Source organism: Corallococcus llansteffanensis, assembly GCF_003612055.1.
Classification (GTDB): domain Bacteria; phylum Myxococcota; class Myxococcia; order Myxococcales; family Myxococcaceae; genus Corallococcus; species Corallococcus llansteffanensis.
The window spans coordinates 1-3,256 of sequence record NZ_RAWB01000827.1 but is presented as its reverse complement, the minus strand read 5'-3'; the positions used below and the strand labels follow the sequence as shown (position 1 = coordinate 3,256).

Genomic DNA, 3,256 nt, shown 5'->3' with positions numbered 1-3,256 from the left:
AGCCTGGAGCGAACGGCAAGCCCCCGCGTCCAGCGGTCACCGCCAGGGGCCTCCCCACGCCCCCACGCGGCCTACCGGGCGGGCGCGGGCTTCACGTCCGTGTTCTGTCCCGCGACGATGCGCCACCGCCCGTCAGCGCGCTTCAGCACGAACCGCATCTGCGTGCGCAGCAGCCCCTCCTCGGTGTTCTGCACGCCGGGAGGAAGGCCCGTGTGGCCGGTGACCTCATGCACCATGTCCACCACCGCGACGTCCGGGCCGGGGAAGACGACCTTGCGCACGGTCACCGCGTCGTGGCTCGTCTTGAAGATGCTGGCGAAGATGGCCGCGTGGCGCGTCTCGATCTCCGCGTGCCCTTTGAACACCGTGCCGACGATGTTGATGAACTCCGCGTCGTCCGCGAAGTCCTTCGACCAGGCCGTCGCGTCGTGCGCGTTCCAGGCCTCCGTCTGCGCGCTCACGAGCTGCCGGAGCGCCACCTCATCCTGGGCGTGGTCGGGCTTCGTGCAGGCCGTGGACAGAAACAACAGACTCAGGGCCGCGAAGATGGAAGAACGGGTCATGGCGGAACTCTGCCATGACCCGTGCCTACGCCTCACTCAGACAGTCGGAACAGGCTCCTCCGCCCACTCAGTCCAGCACGCCAACGGTCTCGGCGCGGTCCACGGCCTCGCCCTTGACGGTGTAGCCGTTGTACCAGGACGTGTCGTTCGTGCCGGCCTTGTCCTGCTGGAGGTGGGCGTGGGGACCGGTGGCGTTGCCCGTGGCGCCCTCGTTGCCGACCTGGCAGCGGTCGCAGGTGCGGTCATAGGAGTCCGACGTCTTGATGAAGTGCCACTGGCGGAACGTCCAGCCGCTCTCCCAGACGTGCTTGGCCTCGTTCTGGGTGCCGCTGCCGGTACCGTTGCAGTAGACGCCCGACGTGCGGACCGTCACGTTCCAGTACACGGAGCCCACCACGCCCGTCTCCGCGCCCCAGTAGTTGCAACGGCCGCTGGAGATGTCCACGGCGCCGTGGAAACTGCCGCTCGAATAGTAGGTGGTGGCCGTCACCGTGCCGGGGAAGGGCGACTTGACCGTGTGCGCGGACGCGACCAGGGGGAGGAGGGCCAGTGCCGCGAGGGAAACCTTCGTCATGTAACGCATCGGGGTGTTCCTTTCGGGCCGGACTCCCGGCCCTGGGGGGTGGAGGTACCGCTACCGTTACCGCTGACTACGGAGCCTGTTGCAGCCGCTGCTTCTCCCTCAGGAGCAGCTCCCACTCCTGAAGACCTGTGTCGAGCGCGCGGATCCACGCGTCGATTTCCGGTGCCATGCTCGGGTCAATGCCCTTGAGCCGTTGCAGCTCCGGCACCGCGCTCGCGAAGCCCAGCTGCGCAATGCCTTGCACCAAGGCCTTGCGCACGCCCGCGTCCCGCTCACCCCGGTACATGGAGACCAGGGCCTCGCGGGCCGGGGACATCTGCTCCGCCGGCACACCGCCCAGCGCGAGCGCCGCCGACCTGCGCACCTCCGCCGAGTCGCTGCGCAGGAGCCCCTGGAGCGTGCCCGCGGCCTCCGCGCCCAGCTTCTCCGTGTTGAGCGTGGCCAATATCCTCGCCGTCGCCTTGGGGTCCGTGGACGCCGCCGCGGCGGCCACCGCCGTGTCCGTCGCCGGGCCGTGCTGGCCCGCGTAGACGAATTTGTTGTCCTCCACCAGGTTGGTCGCGGCCTCCATGCGCACCTCCGGCGAGGCGTCGCGCATCAGCCGCTCGTACAGGTCCCCGGTCTTCTCCAGCGCGCCCGTGCGCCGCATGGCGCGGACCGTGGCCGAGCGCACGGCCGGGTCGCGGTCCTCCAGCGCCCGCTTCGCCACGGCCTGCATCGCGTCGCGGTCCGCCTCCCGCTCGCTGCGCGCGACCAGGGCCGCCGCCAGGTGCTCCGCCATCACCGGGTCCGTCTCCCGCTCGAACGCGGCCTGGAGCTCCGCGCCGGGCAGGGTGACGGCCGCCTCGCGCAGGAGCGCGCGCAGGTAGCGCTGGTAGGCCGGGGACTTCGAAGCGAGCCCCCGGCGGATCTGATCCATCAGCCCCGGCACCGAACACGTCTCGCCCTGGAGCGCCGGGGCGGTAGAGGGGGCCGTGCTCTGGGCGACGGAGGTCAGGGGAAGGAAGGGGACCAGCGCGAACGCCAGCCAGCCCCACGTGCCCCTTTGGAAGGAAGACCTGCGAGTCATTGGCACTCCCGAGCTCAGTCGTGGTGGTCCATGCAGCCGAAGGGGTCCTGGTCGGGCAGGCTGTTCCACACCCGCATGAAGTCGAGGACGCCGCTGGCGTAGAGCTGTTCGAAGACGCGGTACTGCGGCTGGAAGCGCGGGTCGACGACGGCCATGTTCGCCATCACCGGCAGCGCGTCCTTGCCCGCCACGCGCGCGGAGAAGCGGAACAGCGCCCAGCGCACGCACACGGACGGCTCGCGCGGGAACGTCTGGGCGAACAGCTCCAGCACCTTCGCCTTGTCCTGGGACAGGGACAGGTTGTGCGCCGCCGCGTCGCGGCCGTCCTCGTTGCCCTCGCTGGTGAGGATGCGCGAGTAGCGCTCCGTGGACGCCGCGTCGAGCACCGGGGCCGCGTGCATGGGCATGGACTGCGCCAGGTAGCGGATGTGCTCGTCGGGCGAGTCCGTGCCGATGGTGAGCAGCTTGTCCAGGTACGGCGCGGCGTTGCCCGACTTCTCGAAGTCCTTCTTCATCACGCGCGCGAGCGTGCGGGTGGCCGCCCAGCCCGCCTCGCCGGAGCCCGGGTCCTTCGCGAAGTTCGTCAGCGTGTCCAGCGCCGCCGGCTCCAGGCGCTTCTGCGTGTCCAGCGCGGACAGGATGCCCGCGCGCCGCCCCGGCTCCAGGGTGGCGTCCAGGCCCGCGGCCATCAGGCGCGCGGCGACCTGCGGTTGCTGCACGGCCTCCGAGTCGCGCAGGGCCGACAGGAACACCTGGAACTCCTTGCCCTGGGCGTCGCGAGCCCACCCCAGCACCTCCTGGGCGCGGCCCGCGTCGTTGCCAATCAGCTCCGTCAGCCGCTCCTTCAGGTACGCGCGGACGACGCTGTCGCGCGACGCCAGCAGCGGCGCCGCCCAGTCGCGGAACGTCTCCAGCGTCACCTGCTCGTTGAAGCGCTCCAGGTCCCGCCAGCACGTCCCGGACTCGAACCGCCGGGGGGCCGCGTCCGCCTCGGCGCCCTCCTGCGAGGCGCCACCCCGGCCGCCCCCGCCACCCGTGGAC

General features: G+C 71.1%; 4 protein-coding genes. All 4 read right to left on the bottom strand.

Translation table 11 applies throughout. From position 1 onward, the window contains the following. Positions 1 to 71: 71 nt before the first annotated feature. Positions 72 to 563, bottom strand: a complete 492-nt coding sequence (locus D7V93_RS40825; RefSeq protein WP_120648400.1) for an SgcJ/EcaC family oxidoreductase — start codon at positions 561 to 563, stop codon at positions 72 to 74. 67 nt (positions 564 to 630) lie between these two features. Next, positions 631 to 1,146: a hypothetical protein gene (locus D7V93_RS40820; protein ID WP_120648399.1), complete on the bottom strand. Its 516-nt coding sequence runs from the start codon at positions 1,144 to 1,146 to the stop codon at positions 631 to 633. Positions 1,147 to 1,213: 67 nt separating this feature from the next. Further along, positions 1,214 to 2,215 (bottom strand): HEAT repeat domain-containing protein, encoded by a 1,002-nt coding sequence (locus D7V93_RS40815; protein ID WP_120648398.1) that lies wholly within the window; start codon positions 2,213 to 2,215, stop codon positions 1,214 to 1,216. A 14-nt stretch (positions 2,216 to 2,229) separates the two neighbouring features. Next, the coding region (locus D7V93_RS40810; protein WP_244237809.1) for a hypothetical protein at positions 2,230 to 3,256 on the bottom strand (1,027 nt) is incomplete at its 5' end.

Coding starts and splice junctions, on each gene's coding strand:
- D7V93_RS40815 (WP_120648398.1), bottom strand. CDS start 2,215: ATGACTCGCAGGTCTTCCTTCCAAAGGGGCACGTGGGGCTGGCTGGCG.
- D7V93_RS40820 (WP_120648399.1), bottom strand. CDS start 1,146: ATGCGTTACATGACGAAGGTTTCCCTCGCGGCACTGGCCCTCCTCCCC.
- D7V93_RS40825 (WP_120648400.1), bottom strand. CDS start 563: ATGACCCGTTCTTCCATCTTCGCGGCCCTGAGTCTGTTGTTTCTGTCC.